20 protein-coding genes are annotated in these 21,594 nt (G+C 71.8%); 16 read left to right on the top strand and 4 right to left on the bottom strand.

Annotated elements, in window-relative coordinates:
• Nucleotides 1–26 precede the first annotated feature (26 nt).
• Entirely contained in the window at nucleotides 27–1,355 is a 1,329-nt protein-coding gene (locus DVR05_RS14430; protein WP_116246392.1) for a M20 family metallopeptidase, read from the top strand.
• A gap of 27 nt (nucleotides 1,356–1,382) precedes the next feature.
• Here DVR05_RS14430 and DVR05_RS14425 read toward each other — a convergent pair whose 3' ends face one another.
• Together DVR05_RS14425 and DVR05_RS14420 are read right to left on the bottom strand one after the other, a co-directional pair.
• A complete protein-coding gene (locus tag DVR05_RS14425) occupies nucleotides 1,383–2,639 on the bottom strand; it encodes an RNA polymerase sigma factor (protein ID WP_116246391.1) in 1,257 nt (418 codons plus the stop codon).
• A 64-nt stretch (nucleotides 2,640–2,703) separates the two neighbouring features.
• Nucleotides 2,704–3,138, bottom strand: a complete 435-nt coding sequence (locus DVR05_RS14420; RefSeq protein WP_116246448.1) for a YciI family protein — start codon at nucleotides 3,136–3,138, stop codon at nucleotides 2,704–2,706.
• A gap of 294 nt (nucleotides 3,139–3,432) precedes the next feature.
• Between DVR05_RS14420 and DVR05_RS14415 the strand changes: the two genes are divergently transcribed.
• On the top strand, nucleotides 3,433–3,630 hold the full coding sequence (locus DVR05_RS14415) for a hypothetical protein (RefSeq protein ID WP_116246390.1): 198 nt from the start codon (nucleotides 3,433–3,435) through the stop codon (nucleotides 3,628–3,630).
• Between the two features lie 99 nt (nucleotides 3,631–3,729).
• Here the strand turns inward: DVR05_RS14415 and DVR05_RS14410 are convergent, their stop codons facing one another.
• Complete coding sequence (locus tag DVR05_RS14410) at nucleotides 3,730–4,293, bottom strand: hypothetical protein (protein ID WP_116246389.1); 564 nt, start codon at nucleotides 4,291–4,293, stop codon at nucleotides 3,730–3,732.
• A 356-nt stretch (nucleotides 4,294–4,649) separates the two neighbouring features.
• Here DVR05_RS14410 and DVR05_RS14405 point away from each other — a divergent pair, with 356 nt between their 5' ends.
• The 14 genes from DVR05_RS14405 (at nucleotide 4,650) to DVR05_RS14355 (ending at nucleotide 18,562) form a co-directional block, all read left to right on the top strand.
• A complete protein-coding gene (locus DVR05_RS14405) occupies nucleotides 4,650–5,612 on the top strand; it encodes an LLM class flavin-dependent oxidoreductase (protein WP_116246388.1) in 963 nt (320 codons plus the stop codon).
• Between the two features lie 47 nt (nucleotides 5,613–5,659).
• A complete protein-coding gene (gene mpaB / locus DVR05_RS14400; protein ID WP_116246387.1) occupies nucleotides 5,660–6,709 on the top strand; it encodes a daptide biosynthesis RiPP recognition protein in 1,050 nt (349 codons plus the stop codon).
• Between the two features lie 5 nt (nucleotides 6,710–6,714).
• Nucleotides 6,715–7,527, top strand: a complete 813-nt coding sequence (gene mpaM / locus DVR05_RS14395) for a daptide-type RiPP biosynthesis methyltransferase (protein WP_116246386.1) — start codon at nucleotides 6,715–6,717, stop codon at nucleotides 7,525–7,527.
• Nucleotides 7,524–8,813 carry a daptide-type RiPP biosynthesis aminotransferase gene (gene mpaD, locus DVR05_RS14390; RefSeq protein WP_116246385.1) on the top strand — a complete coding sequence of 430 codons (1,290 nt, stop codon included), beginning with the start codon at nucleotides 7,524–7,526 and terminating at the stop codon, nucleotides 8,811–8,813. The genes mpaM and mpaD overlap by 4 nt, the downstream gene beginning before the upstream one ends.
• Nucleotides 8,810–10,024 carry a daptide-type RiPP biosynthesis dehydogenase gene (gene mpaC / locus DVR05_RS14385; protein ID WP_116246384.1) on the top strand — a complete coding sequence of 405 codons (1,215 nt, stop codon included), beginning with the start codon at nucleotides 8,810–8,812 and terminating at the stop codon, nucleotides 10,022–10,024. The genes mpaD and mpaC overlap by 4 nt, the downstream gene beginning before the upstream one ends.
• Before the next feature lie 59 nt (nucleotides 10,025–10,083).
• Entirely contained in the window at nucleotides 10,084–10,242 is a 159-nt protein-coding gene (locus DVR05_RS27045) for a daptide-type RiPP (protein WP_198659187.1), read from the top strand.
• A 107-nt stretch (nucleotides 10,243–10,349) separates the two neighbouring features.
• Nucleotides 10,350–10,511 (top strand): daptide-type RiPP, encoded by a 162-nt coding sequence (locus DVR05_RS27040; protein ID WP_198659186.1) that lies wholly within the window; start codon nucleotides 10,350–10,352, stop codon nucleotides 10,509–10,511.
• A 70-nt stretch (nucleotides 10,512–10,581) separates the two neighbouring features.
• A complete protein-coding gene (locus DVR05_RS27035; RefSeq protein ID WP_198659185.1) occupies nucleotides 10,582–10,743 on the top strand; it encodes a daptide-type RiPP in 162 nt (53 codons plus the stop codon).
• Between the two features lie 243 nt (nucleotides 10,744–10,986).
• Nucleotides 10,987–11,724, top strand: a complete 738-nt coding sequence (locus tag DVR05_RS14380) for an ABC transporter ATP-binding protein (RefSeq protein WP_116246383.1) — start codon at nucleotides 10,987–10,989, stop codon at nucleotides 11,722–11,724.
• Nucleotides 11,717–12,460 carry an ABC transporter permease gene (locus tag DVR05_RS14375; RefSeq protein ID WP_116246382.1) on the top strand — a complete coding sequence of 248 codons (744 nt, stop codon included), beginning with the start codon at nucleotides 11,717–11,719 and terminating at the stop codon, nucleotides 12,458–12,460. The genes DVR05_RS14380 and DVR05_RS14375 overlap by 8 nt, the downstream gene beginning before the upstream one ends.
• Nucleotides 12,457–14,082: a daptide biosynthesis intramembrane metalloprotease gene (mpaP, locus tag DVR05_RS14370; protein ID WP_116246381.1), complete on the top strand. Its 1,626-nt coding sequence runs from the start codon at nucleotides 12,457–12,459 to the stop codon at nucleotides 14,080–14,082. The genes DVR05_RS14375 and mpaP overlap by 4 nt, the downstream gene beginning before the upstream one ends.
• A gap of 88 nt (nucleotides 14,083–14,170) precedes the next feature.
• On the top strand, nucleotides 14,171–16,759 hold the full coding sequence (gene lanKC, locus DVR05_RS14365) for a class III lanthionine synthetase LanKC (RefSeq protein ID WP_198659184.1): 2,589 nt from the start codon (nucleotides 14,171–14,173) through the stop codon (nucleotides 16,757–16,759).
• Entirely contained in the window at nucleotides 16,756–18,039 is a 1,284-nt protein-coding gene (locus tag DVR05_RS14360) for a YcaO-like family protein (protein WP_116246380.1), read from the top strand. The genes lanKC and DVR05_RS14360 overlap by 4 nt, the downstream gene beginning before the upstream one ends.
• A gap of 316 nt (nucleotides 18,040–18,355) precedes the next feature.
• Entirely contained in the window at nucleotides 18,356–18,562 is a 207-nt protein-coding gene (locus DVR05_RS14355) for a hypothetical protein (RefSeq protein ID WP_116246379.1), read from the top strand.
• 16 nt (nucleotides 18,563–18,578) lie between these two features.
• Here the strand turns inward: DVR05_RS14355 and DVR05_RS14350 are convergent, their stop codons facing one another.
• Nucleotides 18,579–21,479, bottom strand: a complete 2,901-nt coding sequence (locus tag DVR05_RS14350; protein ID WP_116246378.1) for an AfsR/SARP family transcriptional regulator — start codon at nucleotides 21,477–21,479, stop codon at nucleotides 18,579–18,581.
• Between the last annotated feature and the right edge of the window lie 115 nt (nucleotides 21,480–21,594).

Here is a 21,594-nt window from a genome sequence, read left to right as displayed (position 1 = left end):
CCACAACGCCGCCGGGAGGAGCCATGATGAGTCGGACCGTCGCGGACGTGGAGTCCTTGTGGGAGGCCGTCGACCGGCACACGGCGGCGATCGGGTCGAAGCTCGTCGGCTGGCGCCACCACCTGCACGCGCACCCCGAACTGCCCAACCGGGAGCGGGACACCGCCGCCCTCATCGCCCGGCACCTGTGCTCGCTGAACCTGGACGAGGTCAGGACCGGTGTGGCCGGGTACGGCGTCGTCGGCGTCCTCCGGGGAGGCCTGCCCGGCGACCGGGTCGTCGCGCTGCGCGCCGACGTCGACGCCCTCCCCGTCAGGGAGGACAGCGGTGTCGACTTCGCCTCCACCGTCATCGACGAGGACTACCCCGGCGGGCCGTTCCCGGTGGCGCACGTGTGCGGCCACGACTGCCACACCGCGATGCTCATGGGCGCCGCCGAGGTCCTGTCCGACCTGCGCTCGGAGCTTCCGGGCACGGTCCTGTTCGTCTTCCAGCCCGCCGAGGAGGGTCCTCCGGTGGACGAGGACGGCGGGGCCCGCGCGATGGTCGCCTCCCCGGCGCTGCTCGACCCCGCCCCCACCATGGTGTTCGGCCTGCACGTGGTCCCGCTGCCCACGGGCATCGTCGGTTATCGGGTCGGCCATCAGTACGCCGCGTCGTGCCTGGTGCGGATCACCGTCCGCGGCCAGCAGACGCACGGATCGACGCCGTGGCTGGGTGTGGACCCGATGCCCCCGGCGGCCGACATCGTCTCCGCCTGCGGACAGATCTACCGGCAGGTCCCGGCGGCCTCCCCGATCACCGTGTCCATCGGCCACGTGGAGGACGTGGGCCGGTTCAACGTCATCGGCGACTCGGTGACGCTGTGGGGCACCGTCCGGTGCCTGGACCCCCGTGACATGGACACCGTGCGCGACCACCTGGCCCGCACGGCGGAGCACATGGCACGGGCCCACGGCTGCACGGCGAAGGTAGACTTCCTCCAGGACGTGCCGCCGGTGGACAACACCCCGGCGTGGACGGCGGCGACACTGCCCACGCTGCGCAGGGTGGTCGGGGAAGAGAGGGTCAAGCGTACGGACGCCACCCTCGGCTACGACGACGTGTCCGAGTTCGTCAACGCGTTCGGCGGCGTGTACGTCATGCTCGGCTGTCAGGACACCGAGTACGTCGACGGCGTCCTGCGCGCGATCCCCGGCCAGCGGGGCGCCGCGGCCAACCACAACCCCGGTTTCTACGCCGACGACTCGATCCTGGCCACGGGGACGCGCCTGCACGCCAACGTCGCCGTCGACCACCTCACCGGGCGGATCGACCCGGCCCTGGTGGAGCAGCCCGGCCCGCCCGCCTTCTGAGCGGCGCCCGCTCCGGTCGGGCGCGTCTCACACCGAGCGTGCGCGCTCCAGCAGCAGGTCCCGTTCGCGTTCGTTGCGGGTGAGGGCGGCGGCGCGTTCGAACTCCGCGCGCGCCTCCTCCCCCCGTCCCAACCGCGAGAGCAGGTCACCGCGGACCGAGGACCACAGGTGGTAGCCCCTCAGGGCGGGTTCGTCACGGAGGCGGTCGACGAGGGTGAGGGCCGGACCCGGCCCCACCGCCATCGACACCGCCACCGCGTGGTTGAGCGCCACCACCGGGGAACCGGTCATCCTGAGCAGGGCGGCGTACAGCACGGCGATCGCCGTCCAGTCGGTGTCCTCGGCCGTGACCGCCCGCGCGTGCTCGGCGGCGATCCCCGCCTGGAGCGAGTACGGTCCCCTGGCGTCGCCGGGACGCTCGGGCAGCGACCGCTCCAGGGCCGCCAGGCCCCGGTTGACGAGCAGCCGGTCCCAGCGGGAGCGGTCCTGCTCCAGCAGCGGGACGGGCACGCCGTCGGGCCCCACCCTGGCGCGGAACCGGGACGCCTGGAGCTCCATCAGCGCGACCAGCCCGTGGACCTCGCGCTCCTCGGGCAGCAGCCCGGCGAGCACCCGGCCCAGGCGCATGGCCTCCTCGCACAGGTCCGTGCGCATCCAGTTCGGCCCGGACGTGGCCGTGTACCCCTCGTTGAAGATCAGGTAGAGGACCTCCAGGACGGAGGAGACCCGGGCGTCGCGGTCCTGCCCGGACGGCACCTGGAAGGGCACCCTCCTCCTGGCGAGGGTCCGCTTGGCCCGGACGACGCGCTGGGCGACGGTCGGTTCGGAGACGAGGAAGGCCCGGGCGATCTCGTCGGTGGTGAGCCCGCCGAGCAGGCGCAGGGTCAGGGCGACCCGGGCCTCGGTGGACAGCACCGGATGGCAGCACACGAACATGAGCCGGAGCAGGTCGTCGCCGTAGTCCTCCTCCAGGACCGCGTCGAACTCCGCCTGTCCGTCGTTCTCCCCGGTCTCCCGGCCGAGGTCGGCCATGCGCAGTCGGAACCGCTCGTCGCGGCGCCAGCGGTCGAGGATCCGGCGCTTGGCGACCGTCGTCAGCCACGCGCCCGGGGCGTCGGGCACCCCCTCCTCCGGCCACTTCTCCAAGGCGCTGACCAGGGCGTCCTGGGCGAACTCCTCGGCGAGGCCGACGTCACCGACCATGCGGGTGAGCGCGGCGACGAGGCGGGCCGACTCGATCCGCCAGACCGCCTCCACGGCGCGGGTCGCGTCAGTGTGGCTCACACCCCCATCCCAGCAGGGTGAGCCACACCGCCGCAACCGCCTCGGGGCTCCCGCGCGAAGGCGGTCAGCCGTTCTCGTACCCCTGGGCGCGCAGCTCCCGCTCGCGCTCCTTGACGTGTTCGGGGACCTCGTCGCCGAAGTCCTCCAGTTCGGCGATGCGCCGCAGCCGCAGGTTGAGGACGGTGTCGTCGCCCTCCGGCGGGTGCGGGCAGCGCTTGGCCCACTCGATCGCCTCCTCGCGGGAGGAGACCTGGAGGATCCAGTATCCGGCGATGACCTCCTTGGCCTCGGTGAACGGGCCGTCGGTCACGGTCGCCCGGCCGTCGCGGAAGCTGACGATCGCCCCCTCGGAGCTCGGTGCCAGCCCCTCGCCCGCGAGCAGGACCCCGGCCTTGACCAGCTCGTCGTTGTAGGCCGCCATCGCCTCGAAGACCTCCGGCGGCGGCACCTTCCCGGCCTCGGCGTTCTCGTCCGACATGATCGCCATCAGGTAGCGCATGGTGTTCACCCTCTCCGTGGTGCGCGGGGGCCGCATCCCCCGCTCTCACCCACACGTCGAACGGGACCGGCGAGGATCGACACCCCGCCCGAGATTTTTCCCGCGGATCCTTCCGGTGTCCCGGGGCGTGAAGGCCGTGTGAAGCACCCTTGGCACACTGCCCGAACGCAACCACCGCGCCAGCGGAGCGCACTGCTCCGGGCCGGGCACGACCCCCGCGCACGTGCCCGCACCAGACCGGTGCGCGCGGATCGCCCGCACTGGGCGCGCACAACCACGGAAAGGATGAGACACGTGTCGGACAACACATGGCACCGCTCCACCCCGGTTCTCGGCAGCATCCTCGCGACAATGGCCGTCATCGGGGGCTTCTCCGTCTTCGCCCTCGACGGGCCGCTCCGCTTCGCCCTGATGGGTGTGGCGGTCGTCGGCATCGTCCTGTCCGTCGGGCGCCTCGGCCAGGTCCAGCGCACCGCCCGAAGCGCCGGATAACCGGCCCCGGGCCCTCATCCTCATCCCGGCACGGGAGCGATGGGGACCCGGGCACACGTGTGGGGCTGGCGGAGATCTCCGCCAGCCCCACACGTGTGTTCACACGACCGCTTCCAGGCCCGACAGCCAGGAGCGGCTCAGAGCGGCGGACACCTTGTCGCCGCCCCGACGCACCAGTTCCTCGCCCAGCTCGGGATGCTTGACGAGCCTGTCCGCCGCCTCGATCAGCTGGATGTCGCCGCTGTCGATGGCCACACGCACGATGCGCTGCTCCACGTGATCGCGAGTCTGGACAGCGAAAGGGCTGTAACTCCTGCTCAGGAAGGGCCCCCCGTAGAGGGTGAGCGCCTCTGCCAGTCTCCCCTCCTCCAACAGTCCGAGGACCTCCGCGACGTCGCAACGGACGGTTCCTTCCAGGTGGTAGACGGCGCGGTCGCGGTCGTACCGGACGTCGATGCCCATCTTGCGCGCGCGCAGGGCGAGCGTCGGCAGGCTGGAGGGGGCCGGGTCACCCTCGAAGAGACTGGTCAGGAGCCAGTCCCGCGGCGCCGAACCGTTCGACAGCGCCAGGACGGCGACGAGTTCGAGGGCTCGACCGTGCTTGACCGGTGCACCGTCCACCCGGCAGCAGCCCAGTGTCTGGACCAGGGGCTCAGGGTTCATGGTCACTCCTTCTACGGAACGTGGGACGGAGGACGCCTCGGGGAACGGGGGCATCGTCCACGCTCACACCCTCACTCCCGGCGGCATCCGCGCACTATCCAGAACCTATTTCCCTGATCACCGGCCCTTTTCCCCACGCCCTCACACACGTGAAAGCCATGCGAAAAAGACCGATGCCACAGCCGGATCCCACCAACTCAACCATCCTGAACTGGGCAAACAAAGAAATCTCGAAAAAGTCAGCCATGCGAGGCGGGTGCGAAATCCACGCGAAGCCGACCTGGCAGATTCATACCCGTCAGCAAGAACGCGGCACGGAGAGCGCCGCGGACCGCACACCCGCAAGGAGAAGAAGAATGACCGCCTACTCGGTGCTCGTCCCCTTTCTCCCGCGCCGGACCGAGCAGATCCTGCCGCTGGCCGCACTGGTGAACTGGACGAACGCCGAGCGGCTGTGGCAGGGGCAGGCCCTGATGATGGAGCCCCACCAGGGTTTCGTGAGCGCCGCCGGAGCGGGTTTCCGGGTGCCGACAGGATTCGGGGTCACCCTCATGCCGCTCCGCCATCCCTACGAGGCGGCCCTCCAGGCCCGTTCGGTGGCGATGGCGACGGGGCGCTCCGTGGTCGCGGGATACGGACCCGGTGCACGGCCCTTCCAGGCCAGCGTCATGGGAAGCCCCTACCGCAGCCCGCTGACCGCGGCACGGGAGTACCTCACCGCGGTCCGCGGACTCCTCGACGGCGACGTCGTCGACCAGGACGGCACCTACTTCACGGTGAGGGCGCAACTGCCCCCCTGCGCGGCCCCTCGGGTCGACGTCGGGCTGGGGGTGTTGCGACCGGGCATGGCGCGGCTGGCCGGAGAAGTCGCCGACGTGGCGATCAGCTGGCTGACCCCCGCCGCCTACATCCGGGACGTCCTCGCCCCCGCGATCCGTGAGGGGGCCGACCGGGCGGGACGGTCGGCGCCCAGGATCACCGCGATGGTGCCGGTGGCCCTGGCCAGGCCGGGGTCGCCCCCGGAGGAACTGGCCCTGGCCAGCAACGCGGCACACCTCCAGGCCCCCCACTACATCGACATGCTCCGGCGCGCCGGGGTCCGCGTGGACGGCGGCTCCCCCGAGGACGCCGCACGGGCCCTGGTCGAAGGCAACGCCTTCGTGAGCGGCGACGCCGACCGCGTCACGGCACTCCTCAGGGAGTACGAGGAAGCGGGCGTGGACGAGATCGTCCTCAACACGACCGGAGTGCACAAGACGCACGGTCAGAACGAGGCCGTGTCCGACCTGCGAACCATCCTCGCGGCGGTGACGCGGTGACCGGAGACCGGCGGGCGGACCCACAGACAGCGACAGGGAACGGGACGATGGACAGAAGCGAACTGAGGCGGATCAAACAGCACCTCATGTCGTGGGGCACCGGCCAGGAGCCTCCCGCCACGGCGGTGACCGACGGAGCGGCGACCATCGTGGTCTCCGACCCGGGACACCTCCCGGAGGTGATCGGGAGCGACCTGGTGGGCACCGGAACGGTGGTTCTGGCCCCCGGAACGTACGACACCCCGGGTGTCGTGGGGTTCGACGGAAGCCTGGACGAGCCCGGCGGCGAGGCGTCCCTCGGTGACGAGTTCTTCCTCCAGACACAGGACTACGCGACCAGCGAGTTCATGTCGATCCTCGGGCCGACGCTGGTCCGGGTGGGAAACACGGAGGATTTCCGGCTCTTCCTGGCCGACGCCGACCGGGCGCTCGAAGAGGGCGTCTTCCCCGACTTCGCCATCGCCCCGGCCCTCCGCTTCGCCGATGTCCCCGGGCTCGGACACGGCCCCGGCATCGACGGTCCCGGACTGCGCCTCCACGTGTCCCCCGAGGGCCGGATCTCCACCGCGCCCGGCGGCTCCGGCATCGGCCGGGTCGGTGACTCGCTCTCGGCCCTGCGGGCGGCCTGGGGGCGGGCCAACGGGGACAGCACCGCCCCCTGCGCGGTCTGCCTCGGGGAGGCCGTCCCGGAGGCCGAACGCGCCGCGGCACTGCGCGAACGGCCTTGGCTCGGGCGCTACCTGACCGTCGTCGAGGCCCTGCGGACGATGAACCTCAACAACATCGCCGACCTGCGCGTCTCCGGGTTCGGAGGCCGCATCACCGAGGGGTTGGCCGGCGAGGGCCACGACACCGACCTGAGGGACGACCGCGCCCCGGTGGTGATGTGGAACAGCGAAAGCGGATACGTCTACGACCCGGGTACCCGCAAGGTCTTCGTCCTGGAGCACGTCGCGGCCTCGGCCGCCGAACTCCTGGTCTCGACCGGTTCTCGCGACCGTGCCGCCCAGTACGCGCCCCTCGGGCCGCTGGCGCGGGTGGAGGACTTCCTCTCCCGTTCCGGTGCCGCGCCGACCGCCGCGCTCGCGGGGGTGTGAGGACGATGACCGCCGCCCCGACCCCGCTCGCCCCTCCCGGAACCGCCGGGCGACTGGTCGCCTCTCTGGGTGAACGCGCCCGGCTGGAGGACATGTACGGCCCCGAGGGCGCGCATGTCTACCACGACCTGTCCGCCGACGACCTCCTGGAGGTCCGTGCCCTGGTCCGACTGATCCGGGGCCGCCCCGGACCCGTACTGGACCTGGCCGCCGGGTCGGGGCGCATCACCCTCCCGATCCTCGCGACGGGTACCGAGGTCACCGCCCTGGACCTGTCCCAGGACATGCTCGACCTGCTCGCCGAGCGGCTCGCCAAAGCCCCCGGGCGACTGCGCGAACGGTGCCGCGTCGTCCGTGGCGACATGGGCGACTTCCACCTCGGCACCGCCTTCGGCTCGGTCGTGCTCGGGACGACGTCGATCACCCTCCTGTCCCCCGAGGGCCGGCGGGGCCTCTACCGGAGCGTCGCCGCGCACCTGGCCCCCGGCGGCCGGTTGCTGGTCTCCTGCCTGGACCGCGGGGACGGACCGGGCAGCCCCGACGAGGTGGTCTCGACGGTGACCGGGGCGAGCGGCGCGGCCTACCGCCTGTACGACCACTGGGTCGACGGAGCCGACCACCGCACCGTGACGGTCCTGCCCGAACCGCTCCCCGAGGAAGCCGTGCCGGTCTACACGGGCCGGGTGGGGGTGGTCCCGAGCGGCCTCCTGCGGTCCGAACTCACCGACGCCGGATTCCGGGTCGTGGAGAACCACGCCCTGTCCGATCCCGATGCCCGGCACCGGGGCACCCTGCTCGAAGCGGAGCTCGCACGATGAACACCACCGACTCCACGCTCTGGCCCTACCTGACACCGGCCAGCGCCCACGGCGACGACTCCCTGTGCGGGGTCTCCGCGCGGGGGCACCGTATCCGGTACGCGGACGGCCGCGAGCTCCTCGACGGTTCGAGCGGCCTGTGGAACGTCAACCTCGGCTACGGCAACGACGCCATCGCCGACGCGGTCGCCGACGCCATGCGCGAGGCCTCCTACCTGAGCGCCTTCCGCTACGAGAACGTCTACGCCCGCCGGGCCGCCGACGACCTGGTCCAGGTCGCCGGGCCGGACCACTACGCCAAGGTCCTCTTCTCCTCCTCAGGGGGCGCCGCCAACGACATGGCCATGAAGGTGGCCCGGCACTTCCACGCCCTGGCCGGCCAGTCCCGGCGCGACCTCGTGGTGAGCATGCGCGGCAGTTTCCACGGTCTGACCTTCGGTGGCTTCGCCCTGACCGGCGAGGAGCTCGGCCAGCGGGTCTACGGCGTGGACCAGAGGTTGGTACGCCACGTGGAACCCGACTCCGTCACCGACCTGGAGACCCTCTTCTCCCGCGGCGCGGAACGGATCGCGGCCGTCGTGGTCGAACCGGTACAGGGGACGGGAACCGTCCCGCTGAGCGAGGAGTACGTCTGTGAACTCCTGAGGCTGCGCGACGAACACGGGTTCCTCCTGATCGCCGACGAGGTTGCCACCGGTTTCGGCCGTACCGGCGCCTTCTTCGCCACGCACCGATGGCCCGGGCAACCGGACCTGCTCATCACCTCCAAGGGTCTGACCAACGGCACCTGCCCGGCCTCGGCGGTGATCGCCTCCCGGCGGGTGGCCGAACGGTTCGCCGAACACGACGCGGTCCTCACACACGCCGAGACCCAGGGCGGCAGTCCGGTTCCCTGCGCGGCGATCTCGGCGACCATCGCCGAGATGCGGCGGCTGAACGCGGTGGCCAGGGCGCGATCCCTCGGTGAGCGCCTGGCCGCTGGGATGGACGCGCTGGTCGCCGAGCTGCCGCAGGTCACCGAGGCCACCGGGATGGGGTGCTTCCGCACCCTCGGGGTGGTCGGCCCCGACGGGTCACCACTGTCCGGGGAGGAGGTCGCCGCGCTCGTCGCGGCGGTCAGGGACGCGGGCGCACTCGTCCATCCCGGACCCGGCGGCGTCCAGCTCATCCCCGCGCTGACCTACGGCGAGGAGGAACTGGAGGAACTGCTCGGCGCGGTGCGTGAGGGCGTCCTCTCCCACCACGCGGCCCTCTCGACCCGCCCGGCCACGGGGGTGACGGCATGACCACCGCCTACCCGGTGCCCCCGGCCCCGATGGCAGTCGAGCGCCTGGCCGACTGGATCCGCCGCGACGGATCCCGTGCGATCACGGTCCTGTTCGACCCCGCGATCGCCGGACAGCCGGTCGCCACGACCGTGACGGAGCGGGTGGGACGCGCCGGAGTCACCCCGCGCGTGCTCACGGCGACCTCCGACAGCGACCTCGGCACGGTGGAGTCCCTGGCCGAGAGCCTCGGCGAGAACGAGCTCGTCATCGCGGTCGGCGGCGGAACCGTCGTCGACCAGGCCAAGCTCGCCGTCCTGTTCCGCCGCTCGCCCGAGGCCCACGACAGGGTCCGGGCCCCGCAGCGCAGCGGCATGGTGGCCCTGCCCCCGCACCTGGGGACCTCGGTCCGCGTCGTCGCGGTCCCGACCACCCTCGGTACGGGGACGGAGCTGAGCACGGTCGCCTGCGTGACCCACGCGGGAGGCAAACGCCTCGTCACCGGCCCGTGCCTGCGGCCAGCCGCCTCCGTCCTGACCACCGAGGCCACCGGGACGCTCCCGGTCCGCCTGGTCTCGGAGGGCGTACTGGAAGCGCTCTTCCGCACCGTGAGCCCCTACGTGGGGGACCACGCCGACCTGCCGGAGCCCGACGCGCTCACCGAGGACCTGGCCGTCCGCCTGGTCCGGGTGGGCGACCGAGTCCGGCGGCTGAGGTCGGCGGGCGAACCGGTGGACGGCGCGACGCGGCTGCGGATCGCCGAGCTGAGCGGGCAGAGCCAGATCGGCGACACCAACCTCGGACGCGATCCGTACGCGGTCAAGGGATGGCTGCTCGGCAACGAGCTCTCCTCGGAGCTGGGCCTGTCCAAGGTGCACGCGATCGCCGCGCTGTGGCCGGTCCTCTGGGAGCGGATCGCGCAGGGCGACACCCGCCTGGGCAGTGCGCGCCGCCTGGCCCGGATCTGGGACCGGATCCTCGCCACGGACCCGTACCTGCCGACCGACCCCGCGGCCGGGATCGCGGCACTGACCGACGCATGGCTGGTGGACCGGGACATCGTCACGACCCCCGAGCGGCTCGACGCCGCGACCAGCCGGGTCATGCGCTCCTGGGGAGCCGGGCTGCCGATGCTCGGCGGCCTGCGCACCCACGAGGTACGCGACCTGTTCGCCCGAGCGGTCCGCGAGGACCGGGGCGTACCCGATGAGACTTCCGCTCCCGTGGCCTGACGGCCCCGGGAAGCGGTCGGAAGAAACACACGACACCCGAAGGAATGAGGAAGCACCCCATGAGTGACTCCCGCAAGCAGCAGGACACGCCCGCCACCGACGTGAACCTCGAACTGGAGATGCAGGAGCTGGAGGCCATGGAGGCCCCGGGCTGGGCGACCGTCAGCGGCGTGTCCGTCGGCGTCAGCATCGTCTCCGTCGCCTGGAGCGTCACCTGATCCCCGGCTCCTCCTCCGGTGGTGGGGGCCGCCCAGGCCCCCACGCCTCCCCCGACCCGATGGCCGGGACGGGCCATCACCCCACGGATACACGAGAGGTAGACCCCATGTCCGACGAGAAGACGGCCGCCGCGAACCCGGCCGAGAACACCAACGTGGAACTGGAGATGCAGGAGCTGGAGCCCCTGGAGGCCCCGGGCTTCTGGACCGGAGTCGGTGTCGGCACCGTGATCAGCGCCTCCGTCGCCACCTCCGTCGCCGTCACCTGATCCCCTCACCGACCCACCGGAACCGGTCCGAACGGGCCATCACCCCACGGATACACGAGAGGTAGACCCCATGTCCGACGAGAAGACGGCCGCCGCGAACCCGGCCGAGAACACCAACGTGGAACTGGAGATGCAGGAGCTGGAGCCCCTGGAGGCCCCGGGCTTCTGGACCGGGGTGTCGATCGGCACCACCATCAGCGCCTCCGTCGCCACCTCCGTCGCCGTCACCTGATCTCGACGGTCGAACGCGCCCCCGGGCACGCGTGCCCGGGCCGCCACTCCGACACCACGTGTGTCATCCGCCAAGGCCGGCCCCCTCGGCCCTCCCCTCGGGGAGACCGAGGGGCCGGCCCGGCCCTCGCTGACAACCGGAGCACCCCATGAGCAACCACGACCGGCGCGGCTGCCGCGCCGACAACCACGGCGGCGGGACCGGACGGGCCGCCGCAGCCGACCACGACAGGACGGTGACACGATGAGCGGCGAGTACGCGGCCAGCTTCCGTTCCGTGAGCAAGCGGTTCGGCTCGACCACGGCGGTCGACGACATCACCTTCGACGTCCGCCCCGGACGGATCACCGGCCTCCTGGGACGCAACGGAGCCGGGAAGACGACCTCGCTGAAGATGCTGCTCGGCCTGGCGCGGCCCACCGAGGGCACCACCACCGTCTTCGGTCGCCCCTACGCCTCACTCCCCGACGCGGCGCACCGCGTCGGCGTCGGTATGGACGGCGTGAACTCCATCCCCGACATGCGCGGACGCAGGGAACTCCGGGTCTGGTCACGGATGCTCGGGCTCCCCGACCGGCGCGTGGACGAGGTCCTGGAGCTGGTCGGTCTGGGCGACCGGGCCGAGCGCCGGGTGAAGGACTACTCCACCGGTATGCGCCAGCGCCACACCATCGCGGGCGCCCTGCTCGCCGATCCCGAGTTCCTCGTCCTGGACGAACCGGTCAACGGCCTGGACCCCGACGGCATCCGCTGGCTGCGCGGCTTCCTGCGCCGTCTGGCCGACGAGGGCCGCACCGTGCTGATCTCCAGCCACCTGCTGGCCGAGGTCGAGCAGACGGTGGACGACGTCGTGGTCATCCAGAAGTCCCTCCGCTACTCCGGGCCGCTGAGCGGCCTCGTCAGCGGCCCCGACGAGCGACTGGAGGAGCGGTTCTTCTCCCTGGTCGGCTCCGAGAACGAGAAGGAGAAGGTCAGTGCCTAACGTGATCGCCGCCGAGGCGCGCAAGCTCGCCGGCACGCGCACCTGGCTGTATGTCGCCCTGGGCGGCGTGGCGCTCGGTCTGAGCGCCAGTTACGGCTTTGCCGCCGAGGTGGAGGACGCGTCGGCCCTGACTCCGGAGGCGACCGCCACGGTCACGGAGTCGGTGATCCGTGCGTGGATGATGATGCACCTGTTCGCGTCCATCCTCGGCGCAGTCATGGTCACCCGGGAGTACAACAGCGGAACGGTCAGCCGCTCGGTCCTCCTCAGCGGCGGGCGTGACCGCCTCTTCGCCGCCAAGACGGTCGTCGGCACCGGAGCGGGTGTCCTGCTCGGCGCCGCCACCGCGGGCGTGGCCCTGGCCTCCCCGTACGTGTTCATGCCGATGAACGGTATGGACCCGGAGATGACCACCACCGCCTACCAGACCGCCCTGGGCGTGTTCGCCGTGACCGCGCTCGCCGCGCCCTTCGGCGTCTTCCTCGGCTGGCTGATCCGCAACCAGGTCGCGACCGTCCTGGTCCTGGCCCTGGTCACCGTGGGGCTGGAGCCCTATCTGCTGCGCGCCGTGCCCGAGGTCGCCAAGTACCTGATGTCGATCGCGATGAGCTCGGTCTACCTCGACGGCAAGCCCGAACTGCTCTCCGTGCCGGCCGCCCTGGCCGTGATCGGCGGCTGGCTGGCCGTCACCGGTCTGGCGGGCAACCGCCTCCTGACCTCCCGGGACGTGGCATGACCACCACCGCCCCCGAACCGACATCCGCACCGCACCTGGAGCGGCCGCGCACCTCTCCCGGGGTCACCGTCCACGCCCCCGCCGAGGATGACGGCACCTGGGTGATCCAGAGGGGCAAACGCTACTACCGGGTGGGGGCGGACGCCGCCAGGCTCGCCCGTGCCCTCGACGGTCGGCGGGACAGGACCGACCTCGCCCACCACCTCGGGTGGACCGAGGACTCGGTGTCCAGGGCCGTCGCGAAGTTCGACTCCCTGAAACTGATCGACGACGGGACCGCGACCGCCCCGCCCGCCACGCCGCTGATCCACTTCGTCCCTCCTTTCACCGTCCAGTTCACCCTGGTCCGGCCGGGGGCGCTGATGGATCGCCTGGACCCGTTGATCCGTGCGTCGGCCAACCGCGGCACCGCGGCCCTGGCGATCCTGCTTTCGGTCGGCGGCCTCCTGGCGCTGGCCGTGCAGCACGCCGACCTGGGCCGCGCTCTGAGCAGCCCGCTGCCGTTGGCGGTGTACGTGAGCGTCCTGGTGGCGTTCCTGGTGTCGACGTCCCTTCACGAGATGGGTCACGCCGCCACCCTGAGCTACTACGGCGGACGGCCGAGCCGGATGGGTGTCATGCTCTTCTACCTGACACCCGCGTTCTTCTGCGACGTGTCCGACGGCTGGCGGCTCCCCCACCGGTACCAGCGGGTCCGCGTGGCCATGTCGGGCGTGGCGACCCAGACGGTCATCGCCGGTGCCGCGTCCCTCGGCGCCCTGTTCGTGTCATCACCCGGAGCCCAGAACGGCGTCCTCGTCTTCGCACTGGTCAGCTACATCGCGGGGATCCTCAATTTCCTGCCCTTCGTCAAACTGGACGGCTACATCGCCCTGATGAGCCATCTGGATCTGCCGTTCCTCCGCGACCGCGCGATGACCGACGCCCGGCGCTGGTTCGCCCGGCTGCTGTTCGGCGGCCGGTACGAGCGGGAGATCCGGCGCCCGTGGTCGGTTCCGTTCGGGCTGGCCTGCATGGGTTTCCCCGTATACCTCATCGTGACGGCGCTGGCCCTGTGGACGGACCTGCTCCAGCGCAGCGGCCTGGTCGGGCTCACCGCGATGGTGCTCGGCGTCGCCTACGCGCTCTACCTCGTGGGCCGGGGCCTGCTCGGACTGGCGCGCGAGGTCCGCTCCTCCGGGGCTCCCCGGTGGCGGATCGCGGCGACGACCGTACTCCTCGCGGGCGCCTGCGGAGCCGCCCTCTTCACACCGGTTTCCCACAGTCTGTCCGGCGCCTACGTGGCGCACGACGACCAGGTCCACCTGGTCTTCCTCGACGGGACCGACACCTCCGCCATCGCGGAGGGCCAGAAGGTGGACCTCATGCGCGGCGGGTTCGTGCTCCAGCGCGACAACGGGACGGCGACCGTCGACACCACCGTCTCCGAGCGGGTCCGAGCCCCCCTGTCCGCGTTCATCCCCGTCATCCTCGGCGACGACCCCGAGTTCGCCGCCGAGGGCTACCGCCTCGACGTCGAGGCGCCGCCCGAGGAACCCACCGGGGCGGCCGTCGTGTCGGCTGGCCGCATCCCCCTGTGGGAGTACGTCCACCGCCACCACATCGCCCCCTTCATTCCCTGACAGACCACCGCGCGGCCCGCCGATCCGGGCACGGTCTCCCGGCGGAACACGCCCGTCCCCTCTCCCGAGCAGGAAGGAACACACCACCGTGCAGGATTTCCGCTACCTGAACTTCTGCCCCGAGGGCACTCTCTTCTACGACAAGCCCGCCCCCGAGGACGTCACCGACGACTTCCGCCCACCCGGTACGCCACCGGGACCGGACTGGTCCTCCGAGCGCGGCCGCGAGTGGACGGTGTGCACCCCGCCCGAGGCGGACATGCCCCTCCAGGGGTGGAAGATCCACGTCTCCGCCACCCCGGAGAACGCCGCCGAGCTGCTGGACGCCGTCCTGCCCTACTGCGTCGAGCACGGACTGCCGTTCAAGCACCTCAACAGCCCCTCGGTGCTCTCGCGACGCAGCAGCAAGTACGGGGACCGGACCGCCAGCGGCAAGTTCGTCACCATCTACCCCGCGAACGAGGAGGAGCTGCACCGTACCCTGCTCGACCTCGACGAGCGGATCGGCGGGAAAGAGGGTCCCTACATCCTCAGTGACCTGCGGTGGCGCTCCGGGCCGCTGTACGTACGCTATGGCGGCTTCACACTGCGCCTGGCCCGCAACGAACACGGTGCCCTGGTGCCCGGCATCGAGGACCCCGAGGGCCGCCTGGTCCCCGACGAGCGCAGGCCCGGGTTCCGCACCCCCTCCTGGGTGAAGCTGCCCGACTTCATCGCCGACGCGCTCGCCGAGCGCAACTCCGGCACCTTGAAGGACTTCCCGTTCCGTGCCCACAAGGCGCTGCACTTCTCCAACGGGGGCGGTGTCTACCTGGCCCGCGACACGCGAACCGGGGAGGAGGTACTGCTCAAGGAGGCCCGTCCGCTCGCCGGGCTGGACACCTCCGGCGCCGACGCCACCCAGCGGATGGAGCAGGAGCGCTGGGCCCTGGAACGGCTCGCGGACCTGCCCAGCGTCCCGCGGCTGTACGACCACCGCATCGGCCACGAGCACCACTTCCTCGCCCGTGAGTTCGTCGAGGGGGTGCCGCTCAACCAGGCGGTGTTCGCCCGGCACCCCTTCATGGGAGGCGACAACACTGCGGAGGAGCGTGCCGCCTACACCGAGTGGGCCCTGGAGATCCTGGACCAGATCGTCCGGGGGGTCGAGGCGATGCACGAGCGCGGTGTCGTCTTCGGGGACGTCCACCCCGGCAACGTCCTGGTGAAGGACGACGGGAGCATCGCCTTCATCGACATGGAGACCGCCACCCGCGTGGACGCGGGCTACCGCCAGTCGATGGGCGCGCTCGGCTTCTACGCGCCCGACCACCTGTCGGGCACGGAGGTGGACCTGTTCGGGCTGGCGTGCCTGCGCCTGGCCCTCTTCGCGCCCGCCCCGCACATCATTCCGTGGGGCCCCGGGAAGATCCGCGAACTCATCGAGCTGGCGACCACGCACTTCCCCCTGCCCGACGGCTTCGTGGAGAGCATCGAGCGGGGTATGGGCGAGGAGGTCCTTCCGCCCGGTGAGCACACCCCCGTGTGGCCCCAGGACCCCTTCGAGCCCTCGCTGCGGTCACGGATCGCCGCCAGCATCGTCGACGCCGCCACACCCGAGCGCGACGACCGCCTCTACCCCGGCGACGCCTTCCAGTTCCTCAACCAGGGCGGCGGGGTGACGTTCGCCTACGGTGCCGCCGGAGTGCTGTGGGCGCTGCACGAGACGGGTCAGTCCGTCCCCGTGGAGCACGTCACCTGGCTGACCGACCACGCCCACCAGCTGGAGGAGGTGGGCCCGGGCTTCTACACGGGGCTGAGCGGGGTCGCCTACACCCTGGAGAGGATCGGTCTGCGCCCCGAGGGCGAGGCGTTCCTGGAGTCGGCGCTCCTCGGCCCGCACGACGACGTGAGCGGCAACCTCCTGGAGGGGTTGGCGGGCCTGGGTCTGACACTGACTCACTTCGCCGACATCACCGAGACCAACGGCTATCTCGCCCGCGCCCTGGACATCGCGGACACCATCACCGAGCGGGACGGCGCCGGGGTCAAGCGCTCGGGACTCCTGCACGGCCGCACGGGACACGCGCTGTTCCTCCTGCGCCTGTACGAGCGCACGGGCGACACGGCGCTGCTGGACGCGGCCGAGCACGAGTTCCGCGCCGACTACGACGCGCTCGTCGCGGCCAACCGGGACAGCGGCCCACGGGTCACCTTCCCCAACGGCCTCGCGGGCGGCGCCGGGATGGCGATCGTGGCCCACGAACTCCTCCGGCACCGCGCCGACCCCCGGCTGGCGTCGGCTCTCAGGAAGCTGCGGACCAGCACCGAGTCCCAGCTGGTCGTCTCGAACGGCATGTTCAACGGCAGGTCGGGCGCGGTCGTCGCGCTCAACCACCTGAACCCGGGCGAGAACACGGTGGCTCGCCTCCGCGACCATCTGAACGCCTTCGGGTGGGAGGCGATCTCGGTCGAGGAGGGGCGTCTGGACTTCCTGGGCGACCACAACCACCGGCTGTCCACCGACCTGGCCACCGGCTCGGCCGGCGTCCTGCTGGCGCTGGACGCCACGGCCCGCGGCCGGCTGAACCCGTTGCCCTTCCTCCGCTCCGGACCCGGTGCGCGGTCCCCGGAGGGACGCCCGGCGCACGATCCGTTCCGTGTGCCGGCCCTCACCCGACGGGGGGCGCGCCCGTGATCGACGTGACCCGGACCCTGGGTCCCGCCGGTGAGATCACCCGGCTGCTCGCCCTCACCCCTCCCCGGTTGCCGGACAACCCGCTGTGGGGTGCGGGTGTCGAGCTGCACCCGCCGCCCGGCATGACCGCGGAGGACACGCCCCTGTCCGCCCGCATGGTCGGCGCGCACGGCCACTCGCGCTCGGACGCGCTCCTGCGCGGCAGCGGCGAGGCGGTCGAGCGCTTCGCGCTGCACCCCGTACCGGGCCTGGTCCCGGTGCGGGGCCGGGCGGCCGACCTCCCCCACCCGGCCCTGCACTTCCACGGCGACGGGATCGGTCTGGGGGATCCCGCGGCCGCTGACGCCGATCTGACCTGGTACGAGGGGCGCAGGCTCCGGGACTCGGCGCCCGTGATGGTTCCCGCTCCTCTGGTGGACTGGCCCGCCGACCCGGTCGAGTCCGTCCACTTCGATCCGGGACCGTCGGGCGCCGCCGCGGGCAGCACGCCGGAGATGGCGCTGCGGTCGGCGCTGCTGGAGGTTCTGGAGCGCGACGCGATCACCGTGGCGTGGGAGCGAGGGCTGCGGTTGCCCTCCTTCACCGACCCCGACGAGATCGCGCCCGCCGACGCGCGGTCCGGGGGCACGCGCTCCGCGCTGATGTCGCTGTGGACGCTGGCACGGGGCGAGGGTCTGGCCCCGGCACTGGCCAGACTGCCGACCGCGGTTCCCGAGGTGTGGTGCTTCGTGGCGGCCCTGGTCGGCTCGGCGCGCCCGGGCGCCCTGGCCACGGTGGGGCTGAAGGTCTCGGACCGCCCCTGGGAGGCCCTGCTGGGCGCCTTCCAGGAGGCCTGGCAGGTGCGCACGGCGCTCGACCTGAGCCGGAGCGCGTTCGGGGCGAACGGACTGGACGGACCCATCACCAACGAGGACGAGCGGATCCAGTACCTGCTGACGGAGGAGGGGTACGCCAGCGTCCGCGACTGGGTCGGCGGCTTCGTCCCCGGGGAGCGTCCGGAGCCGCCCGGTCCCGTGGACTGTGACCGCCTGCTCCAGGGCATTCTCGCCGACGGCGGCGACCCCGTCGCGGTGGATCTGACCCCGCGGCTGCCCGAACCGCTCAGGCGGATGGGCTGGTGCGCGGTGAAGGTGATCCCCGTGGGCTACCAGCATCTGCGGATGGACGAGCGACCCTCGTGGAGTTGGAACCGGGTGCGCCTGGACTCGGCGGTCGAGCGCACCGGGTGCGAGGCCCGGCACTCGGGGACGCCGTCCGGCCGTCCCCACCCGCTTCCGTGAACCACCGGACCGTCGGCCCGGCCGTCCTCCCGCCCGGTGCCCCGCCACAGGGCGGGAGGTTCTCCCCGGTGAGCGGCGCCGTCATGGGTCCTATCAACGGGCTATCGGATGTACACAAGCCGCGATGCGGCCGCACGACCGGGGGCCACCCGGGAAAACGTGCGGGGGGCGACCCCGAACGGGAAGGTCCCGGCGCCGACGTCCGGCGCCTGACCTGCATCCCGGAGGACCCGATAGCACGGAGATAAGGCCGGGCAAACTCGGGTTCCTAGGTTTGTTCACGTCAACGCGGACAAGCCCACTCACAGGAGTTCCGATGCGGATCACCAAGCTCGCCCTCACCCTCGCCGCCGGCGCCGCCGTCGCCTCCCTGGCCGCCTCCCCCGCGGCGGCCGACACGGACGGGACACCCGGGAAGGGCCCCCTGGAGATCACCCCGATCGAGCAGGTGCGCGAGATCGTCTCCGACAAGGCGGGCTTCCTCCCGCTGCCGCTCCAGAGCGAGACCTGGGAGATCGGCTGACACCGCGGAGACGCGATCAGAAGGTCGCGCCCACTGTGACTCCACCCCGGAGCGCGATGGCGTCCAGTAGCGTCCGGATCTCAGCGACCCCCTTGTCATCACCGAACCCCCGTCGCAGCTCCACCGCCTGTTCCAGCAGTTCACGTGCCGGGCCCACCTCGCCCAGCCCTAGATGGGCCCGGCCGAGCGCCAGCCTGAGCAGTGCCTCTCCGATCTGGTCTCCCGGATGCGCGATGAGTTCCAGGGCGTCGCGTAGCCGCTCCCGTGCGCTGGTGTACTGGCCCCGGTCCATCTCGTGATAGGCGATCCGATGCAGGACCTGTGCCCGGGCCCGGGGATCCCCCGTCTCCGTCGCGCACTTCAACGCCCGGTCCAGGTAGTCGGTGCTCCGTTCGTCGTCACCCTCGTCCAGGCACGTCCGTCCCAGAAGGAGCAGCGGACGCCACATCCCTCGGGGATTGCCCGCAACGGTGAAGTCGGACAGCGCCTCCTCACACAGTCGGCGGGTCGTGGCCCCGTCCTCCTCGTAGTAGGCGAACTGCGCCAGGTAGTTGCGGCACAGTCCCTGGCCGAACCGGTCGCCCAAGTCGACGAACCCGGAGAAGGCGCGAGAGATCACCGAACGTGCCTCATCTATCCGACGGCGGTTGGCCAGCAGCACACCGGTCGACAGGTCCATGACCGCCATCCCCCGACGGTTGTCCGCAGCACGCACCGCCCGCACCGCGTGCCGGAGCGCCTCCTCGAACTCGTCCAGGTGGCCGCGACGCTCAGCGTAGGCACCGAACTGCGTGACCAGCTCCCAGCACTGCTCGTCCAGACCGGCCTCGGCCGCCCGGGAGATGGTCGCCAACAGATTGGCCCGCTCGTCGGCGATCCACCGGTGCGGGTCGGCGAGCAGCCTCCCGACGTACTCCCGGGGCGGGCTCCAGCGCAGGCCGTCCCCTCGCAGGTACAGCTGGTTCTCGCCGAAGACCCTCCGGTTCGCCTCCTCCATCAGGAACAGCCAGCCGCCCACCAGCCGCCGGACCTCCGCGTCCGAGCCGTTCCCGTCGGCCCCGGCGCGGCCCTTCTCCCGCGCGTACTCGCGGACCAGGTCGTGAAAGCGGTAGACCGGCTCACCGGCGGAGTCGACGCCCGTGACGTCGAGCATGTGCGTGTCCACCAGCGGCTCGGCCAGATCCGCCGGGAACGGGTGGTCGTCGTCCAGCAACGCGCCCGCCGACCAGGCCGGGATGGTGGGGCCGTCCACCGCCCCGAGCAACCCGAACACGCGCGCCGTGTGCTCGTCCAGTCCGTCATAGGTCAGCGACAGGCTCGCCCGGACGGTCATGTCCCCGTGCGCGAGCTCGTCCAGTCGGCGCCGCTCGTCGGACAGCCGCGTCACCATCGCGGCCAGGGTCCAGTGCGGTCGGGCGGCCAGGCGGGCCGCCACGATCCGCAGTGCCAGCGGGAGGCGCCCCACCGCCCGCACCAGGGCGCTGGCGGCCTCGGGTTCGCGCTCCACCCGGTCGGCTCCCGCCACCCGGGCCAGCAGTGCCAGGGCGTGTTCCTCGGACAGGATGTCCAGGTCGATGTGGTGCGCGCCGGGCACACCGGTCAGCCGTGCCCTCGAAGTGACCACGACCCCGCTTCCGCCGCCGCCGGGGATCAGCGGCGCCACCTGCGCCTCGGAGGCGGCGTCGTCCAGGACCACCAGGACCCGCCGCGACGCCAACAGGGCGCGGTACATCGCCGCGCGTTCGTCCAGGTCATCGGGGATTCCCGGTCCCGGCACCCCGAGTGCGCGCAGGAACCGTCCCAGGACGTTCGACGGGGACACCGGTGTCTCCCGCGTGCCCCGCAGGTCGCAGTAGAGCTGCGCGTCGGGGAAGTGCTCCCCGGCCAGTCGGTGCGCGGTGTGGACGGCGGTGGCGCTCTTCCCCACACCGGGACGGCCCAGCAGGATCGCGATGCCCACCGACTCGGGGTCCGCGAGGAGGACGTCGGTGATGGCCTTCTCCGCGTCGGCTCGGCCGACGAAGTCCGCCGCCGCGGTGGGCAGCTGGAAGAGCGCGACCTCGGCGGACACGGGTGGCGGCACCCGTTCGGCGGACGGCTCCGGTTCCCGATCCGGCTCCGGAGGCGGTGCCGGTTCCACCGCCGCGTCGTGGACGTCCAGCTCCGGGTCGCCGTTGAGGATGGCCGCCTCCAGTGCGCGCAGTTCGGCGCTCGGCTCCAGACCCAACTCCTCCACGAGCAGCTCCCTGCCGGCCCGGTAGACCTGGAGCGCCTCGGCCTGACGGCCCGACCGGTACAGCGCCAGCATGAGCTGGGCCCGCAGCCGCTCACGCAGCGGATGCTCCTCCAGAAGGGCGGGAATCTCACCCACCAGGCGGGTGTGTCGCCCCAGCCGCAGCTCGACGTCCAGGTAGGCCTCGACGGCGTCCAAACGCTCCTCGTTCAGTCGGACCGCCCGGGCGCGCAGCCACTCGGCCTCGACCCCGGTCAGGGCCGGGCCCCGCCACAGACCGACCGCGTCGCGCAGCCGGTCCACCGCGTCGTCGTCCCGGCCCTCCCGGGACAGCACTTCCGCGTCCCGTACCCAGACACGGAACAGATGGGCGTCCACCGTCGTCTCGTCGGCTCGGAGGCGGTATCCGGGGGGCTGGGTGTCGATGACCGCTCCGGTGGGCCCGAGCAGTCTCCGCAGCCGGGAGACGCAGATCTGCACCTGGGTACGAGCCGTCTCGGGCGGATCGTGTTCCCAGAGCACGTCGACCAGGTGGTCGGTGGAGACCACCCGGTCGAGTTCGAGCAGAAGCGCCGAGAGCACGGTCTGCTGGCGCCCCGGAGGCACCCGTACGGGGCCGTCGGGACCCAGAACCTCAAGCGTCCCCAGAAGTCGGAAGACGACCCGTCGGAACTCCTGATCCACGTCGTGAGCAGGACTGATCGTGACACCTCGTTTCGGCGCGGTGAGAGCCAATCGACTGGTACTCGGTACCAGATGGGGGATGATAGCGGCAGGATAACCAGGGAATTCCGGCCCG

It is taken from the genome of Nocardiopsis sp. FIRDI 009 (assembly GCF_003386285.1).
Taxonomy (GTDB): domain Bacteria; phylum Actinomycetota; class Actinomycetes; order Streptosporangiales; family Streptosporangiaceae; genus Nocardiopsis.
This window is presented reverse-complemented; position numbering and strand designations above follow the sequence as displayed.